Raw genomic sequence first — 6013 nt, forward strand, 5'->3', positions numbered from 1 at the left:
TCGTCCTCGGCCTCCATCATTCCCTGTTCAATAAATTCATCTATGGTGGGGGCATCTCCTGTCCCCCCTTGGATTTGGAAGATTAAATCATTGTAGTCTTGGTCATACCAGCTATGGCCCGCTTGTACGTCCTCCATCACGAAAGTGTTGCCGTCTCCGGTAACATCGGCAATTTGTCCGAAATGGAGGGTATCATCAGGGTTGGCTGTGCCTAGGGAGAATAAGGGGGCTTTTGTCCCACTCACAGCCGGGTTTTCAACCACCTGTTCGACTGTGCCATCGGGGACTAACATCACGCCAAATTTGTCTCCTGGACGCATAGAGACAGTTTTCACGCCTTGGTATTCTCCAGAGTTCCAATCTTTGCTTTCGCCTAAACTGCCTGCAAATTTGGCCCCCTCAGTTTGGTCGCTAATAACAATATGACCCAGTTCAGAGTCACTGGCCGCACGGATGGCGGCTTCTTGGACAAATTCTTCTGAAGCGGGTTCAAATTGGTCCATCCCTTCTAAACTGAAGATGGCTACTTCTCCTTTAAATTTCCCACCATCAAAGAGAAAGTCGATGCCCACTTCTCCCGTTTCTCCCACGGTGAAGACTCCCGCGTTGTAGTCATCAGTAGAGGAGTCCGCGAGGGGGATAAATTCTAGGTCGTCGTTGGAGTCTAGGGTGGGACTCTCGGTTGAGGGGTCATCTACTGGGATGGGGTCAACGTCTGGGGAAATATCGGCAGCATCTACGCTAGTGGGGTCATCTAGATCAAATAATCCACTCGGAGTGAGGATAGGTTCGAGAATGAAGGATTGGATTTGATTTTGCTTTTGGGAGTTGCGTTTTTTGCCGAACATGGTGAGATGTCCCTTGAACAACGATGGTGGGTGATAAGAGGGAGTTGATTGTCCTTCTCATTTAGTTCTCTTGGGGGAACTGGATTTTTTATGCAGGAGAATGGGAATTTTTACAAAACTACACATTCTCGGTGAGGATGGATAAGGATAAGGATTTTTCCCTAATCTCAAAGTAATACAGTTTTCCGATGTTGACGATGAAGATTGTGTAAATTTTTGGCTAAGATTCTGTGAAGATTAGATGAAGTTGTGGGGAAAGGGTTGACAAAATCAAGCACGTAGTATCCAGTTTTTGGTTAAGTTGGAGTTGCCAGTGTTGATAGAGTTGTCTCATGTTTTGCCCCGAAAGCCCTACTGAATCCAATACCATTGACAACCGTAGGTTGCACGATAGCTGATTTTGCCATAGTGATATTTTGAGCCAATTCAGCTGTCGCTGAGTGCTGACGGCTCAATCGTTCGCAGTTCGCAGTTGACAGGGATTGGGAGGACTGATTACTCTCGGTGAAACGAGAATCCCTTAAAATGGGCTGAAAGCCTTATTTTGATGAGTCTCTGTACTTCTTTTTAGGGGAGTGCTACCTATTCTTGATTACTAATTACTGCTTACTAATTACTGCTTACTGCTTACTGTTTACTGTTATGGCGATTCAACGCACCTCTCCCCAATCTGAACCAAGCGACAATCCTAAGACTCCGAAACCGCGTAAAACGTCCTCTGAGGAGCATATTCTCACTGCAACCGCGAATTCTGAAGAACAAGAGAGTCGTGAAGATTCCCTGCGTCCGCAAAAATTAGCGGATTATATTGGACAAAAAGACTTAAAAGACATTTTACAGATTGCCCTACAAGCGGCGAAGAATCGGGGAGAAGCCTTAGATCACCTTTTATTTTATGGGCCTCCTGGGTTGGGAAAAACCACCATGTCCTTAATTTTGGCCGCAGAGATGGGAGTGAATTGTAAAATTACGGCGGCCCCGGCCTTGGAACGGCCACGGGATATTACAGGATTGTTGGTGAATCTCAAACCGGGGGATATTTTATTTATTGATGAAATTCACCGTTTGAACCGGATGACGGAGGAGTTACTGTATCCGGCCATGGAGGATGGACGGTTGGATATTACTATCGGGAAGGGGCAGTCAGCGCGGATCAGAAGTATTCCCTTGGTGGATTTTACCCTGATTGGGGCGACGACGAATATGGGGGCGTTGACTTCTCCATTGCGCGATCGCTTCGGATTAATTCAACGCTTACGCTTTTATGAGGTGGATGAATTAACCTTAATTGTGCAACGAACCGCCAACTTATTAAAAACAGAAGTTACCCCAGAGGGGGCCGAAGAAATTGCCCGTCGTTCACGGGGGACTCCCCGTATTGCCAACCGTTTATTACGACGAGTCCGAGATTACGCTCAAGTCAAGGAACATCCAACGATTGACCCAGACATTGCTGCAACGGCGTTAGAGTTATTTAATGTTGATCCCTGTGGGTTAGATTGGACAGATCGGTTAGTGTTAAACACCATTATTGAGCAGTTTCGAGGGGGGCCAGTGGGGTTAGAAGCGATCGCTGCGGCCACCGGAGAAGATGCCAAAACTATCGAAGAAGTGTATGAACCCTATTTATTACAAAGTGGTTTCCTCAACCGCACCAGTCGCGGACGAGTGGCAACGGTAGAAGCCTATCAGCATTTAGGGTTTTTGTGATTTTTTGTTGGTTGTTGGTTATTTGTTATTTTTCCCCAATTACCCATTACCCCTTGTTAATTATCCATTATCAATTATCAACTATCCATTATTAACTATCAACTAAAAAACCCACCCCTTAAAAAAGGAGTGGGAGAAGCAAGGAGTCAAACGAATCTATACTTGCGCCGCAGGAGGATAGGTTTCTTCAGAGAGATCATCTGAGGAGATGATCTCCTCTTGAGCATCGGCATGAGGGGTTTTGCCGTTTTGTTGATTGCCATTCCCGTTTTTGCGCGGTTGAATGACACCGTATCCCCCATGATTGCGCATATAAATCACATTGATTTCATCTGTGTCTTGGTTGCGGAAGACATAGAAATCATGATCGACTAATTGCAACTGTACCAAGGCTTCTTCAATGGACATGGGAGGCATGGCAAAGTATTTCACTCGTACCACATCCGAGGGTAATTCCGGTTCACGATCGCCCACTAAATCTTCTGCGATCGGTTGCTGCTCTACCATTACCCCAGTTTTAGGCCGGGAATGGTTTTTGGATAAATGCTTCTCTTTATATTTCCGCAGTTGACGAGTCAGTTTATCCGACACTAAATCAACACTGGCATATAAATCTTCGCTACTTTCCTGCGCTCGAATCACAGTTCCATTCGCGTGTACCGTCACCTCTGCGGTATGACTCTTACTGATCCGGGGATTGCGGGCCACCGATAAATGCACATCCATCTTCGTGATGATATTCTGGAAGTGCTTTGCCGCTTTCTCAAGTTTGGTTTGCACGTAGTTGTGAATCGCTTCAGTGACTGCAATATTGTTGCCCTGGATTAAAAGCTTCATATTGACACTACTCCATTCTGTACGATATGAGCCGTTCTAAGAAAAGTGCGAAAACCGAGGAATTGCGGCTTTTCTGAAAGAACGAGCAGACTGACTCGTTTTTGAAGTCTTCAAGGTTAGCAAAAACGGAGTCTAAATTTCGGGAAATGTCCAGATTGCTCAATCTGAACGGGAAAACAAGGATAAAGCTAATTAACTCAATTTACTGTGTCTTCAGGGTTAAACCCTTTTTTTTAACCACTGTATGTTAAGAACCTGTATGCTGCATGAGCAATTAGCCATGAGTCAGGGGGGAGCGTTCTCCTTAACGAATTCTGCTTATTTCTTATTTTAGGAGTGTATCTTCCCCTCTTTTCATCTAGGATAAGGGATTGTTATTTTTCTTGACATTCTCTTAACCTGACGGTGAGATCAGGAAGGAGGAAGGAGAGGATGAGCCTATTCTAACTCCGCCCGTAGGTGTTGAATGGCTTGCACCAGACGAGACTCTAGATTCTCGCTTCCTTCTAGGGTGACAGTTGCGGAATGATACAACATGGCATTAAAGCCTTGAGTATCCCCAGAGTTGCGAAAATCGGTTCGTAGGGCAATGACAGGTATATTGCGGGCGACGGCATACCCACATTCCCAACAAGTGCCAGAATCTGCATCGGCCCCATCGAGAATGGCAACCAGGACTTGAGCGTTTTGCAGGCCCCGTAAGCAGGTGCTGTAAATGTTCTGGGTGTCTGGGATTCCTGTGCATTCTTGCTGGGGGAGAAAGACGGTAAAGCCTTGCGATCGCAGAGATTGTGCTAAGGTCAGGTTAAATTGTTGTTCGGCTAGGCTAAATAGGGGGGCAGCAAGGTAGATCAACATAAGAATAGCAAAATTTCCCCAGTTGATAAGCGGCACAAGCGCGAATGGTTGGATCATCATGATCAAGCCATGTTAACAAGATTGTGCCTACCTCTGACCAAGTTGAATCATAGGCCCCTAAAAAAAGTTTTGCTGCTAAAATTTCCTCTTGGGTGGGGAGTTGACGAGTTTCTGAAAGGGCTAATTGGTCTAACCAGTCTAGGATAATCTCTCCATAGGGGGACTTTTTCCCTAAGAATTGGACTTGGCGACAAAAAACTGTGAAGCGTTCGGGATCATTGGGGACTTGTGTGGCCAGTTCGGTTAAAATTGCCTGTAACCGTTGCGGCGATCGCGTTATTTTTCAGGCTTGAATGAGTTGGGCGATCGCGCTCTCCCCAATTCCGGCTTCTGGATGAGCGAGTAATGCGCTTAATTCCGCAAAAATTTGCTCCCATTCTTGCGCCGAATAGGAATAGGATGGGGTTAAGGGCTTCTCTAAAACAGGATAAGCAGGGATCACGAAAATCGCATTTTTGGGGCATCAATGGGACTCATTTTAATTGTAGGCGTTGCCGTTCTGTAGGTTTCGCTACAGGTTAGAAATTGTCATTTTTTGTAATAAAGTAAGCATTCAGCCAGACCCCATGAGCGCGAACCATTTTTGAATGATTGCGCGGACGGCTCATGTGATCACGACTTCTACCTTAGAAATTACAGGTGCAATGGAACAACAAGAAAAAACCGCCAATGAACAAGCCTCCTCCGTCAACGAAACCACCACCACCATGGAGGAGTTGGGGGTTTCGTCGCAAAAATCGGCCCAACAAGCGAAAGAGGCGACAACTGCGGCACAAACCGCCCTAGATTTAGCGGAAGGTGGCGATCGCGCGGTGGCGGATACGGTAGCGGCCATGGATGAGCTAAAAAGCAAAGTAGCTGCGATCGCGCAACAAATTCTCCGACTGAGGGAACAAAACGAGCAAATTGGCAATATTTCCCAAGTCGTCAGTAACCTCTCCAACCAAACCAATATGTTAGCCTTAAACGCCTCCGTCGAAGCCGTCAGAGCCGGAGAATACGGGAAAGGCTTTGCCGTCGTCGCCAACGAAATTCGCAAACTGGCCGATGAAAGTCAACAATCCGCCAAACAAATTAAGGAATTAGTCAACCATATTCAAGAAGCCATCCATTCCACCACCGTTGTCACCGACGAAGGCACACAAACCGTAGAAACAGGCATACAAATCACCCAGAAAACCACCGAAGCCTTTTCTGGGGTAAAAGAAGCCGTGAATCAAGTCGTCCTCAACAATCAACAAATCGCCTTAAATATCCAAGAGCAAGCCCAAGCCACCCAGCAAATCGCCCAAGCGATGAACCTTTTAAATGAAGGCGCACAAACCACCGCCCAAGGCATCACCCAAACCCGCCAAGAAACCCAACAGTTACAACAAGCCTCAAAAAACCTCAAGGCGATTGTTTGATAGCTATACCTTGGGTTTAAACCCAAGGCTGATTAAAGGGACACCTCATGCTGACCCAATAACCAATAACCAATAACAAACAACAAATAACAAATAACAAATAACCCGCCCCGAACCGGGACAGGTTATTCATCGTAAATTGGGTTGGTAAGAGGAAGATGGAGACTCCTATCCTTCACGAAGGGGAGGAAATCTTCCCCTTACATGAATAACTGCCCGATAGGGCATCCTGATTAGAATGCGTAACAGTATCCGTCTTTCCTGTGTACAATATGGCAGTATTTAGTATTTAGA

At 46.1% G+C, this 6013-nt stretch carries 6 protein-coding genes; 2 read left to right on the top strand and 4 right to left on the bottom strand.

The features are described 5' to 3' along the window. The coding region (locus PN462_RS10645; RefSeq protein ID WP_272128169.1) for a DUF4114 domain-containing protein at positions 1-848 on the bottom strand (848 nt) is incomplete at its 3' end. A gap of 642 nt (positions 849-1490) precedes the next feature. On the opposite strand from PN462_RS10645, the gene ruvB reads away from it, so the two are divergent. Further along, a complete protein-coding gene (ruvB, locus tag PN462_RS10650) occupies positions 1491-2558 on the top strand; it encodes a Holliday junction branch migration DNA helicase RuvB (RefSeq protein WP_272128170.1) in 1068 nt (355 codons plus the stop codon). A 156-nt stretch (positions 2559-2714) separates the two neighbouring features. Here the strand turns inward: ruvB and hpf are convergent, their stop codons facing one another. The 3 genes from hpf to PN462_RS10665 form a co-directional block, all read right to left on the bottom strand. Next, complete coding sequence (hpf, locus tag PN462_RS10655; RefSeq protein WP_272128171.1) at positions 2715-3395, bottom strand: ribosome hibernation-promoting factor, HPF/YfiA family; 681 nt, start codon at positions 3393-3395, stop codon at positions 2715-2717. A gap of 438 nt (positions 3396-3833) precedes the next feature. Next, complete coding sequence (locus PN462_RS10660) at positions 3834-4313, bottom strand: nucleoside 2-deoxyribosyltransferase (RefSeq protein WP_272128172.1); 480 nt, start codon at positions 4311-4313, stop codon at positions 3834-3836. 283 nt (positions 4314-4596) lie between these two features. Beyond that, the gene (locus PN462_RS10665) at positions 4597-4755 is read right to left on the bottom strand and encodes a hypothetical protein (protein ID WP_272128173.1); all 159 of its coding nucleotides are present in this window, start codon (positions 4753-4755) and stop codon (positions 4597-4599) included. A gap of 145 nt (positions 4756-4900) precedes the next feature. Between PN462_RS10665 and PN462_RS10670 the strand changes: the two genes are divergently transcribed. Further along, entirely contained in the window at positions 4901-5719 is an 819-nt protein-coding gene (locus tag PN462_RS10670; protein ID WP_272128174.1) for a methyl-accepting chemotaxis protein, read from the top strand. The last annotated feature ends 294 nt before the right edge of the window (positions 5720-6013 follow it).

The organism is Spirulina sp. CS-785/01, from assembly GCF_028330525.1.
In the GTDB taxonomy this organism is placed as follows: domain Bacteria; phylum Cyanobacteriota; class Cyanobacteriia; order Cyanobacteriales; family Spirulinaceae; genus JAQMSD01.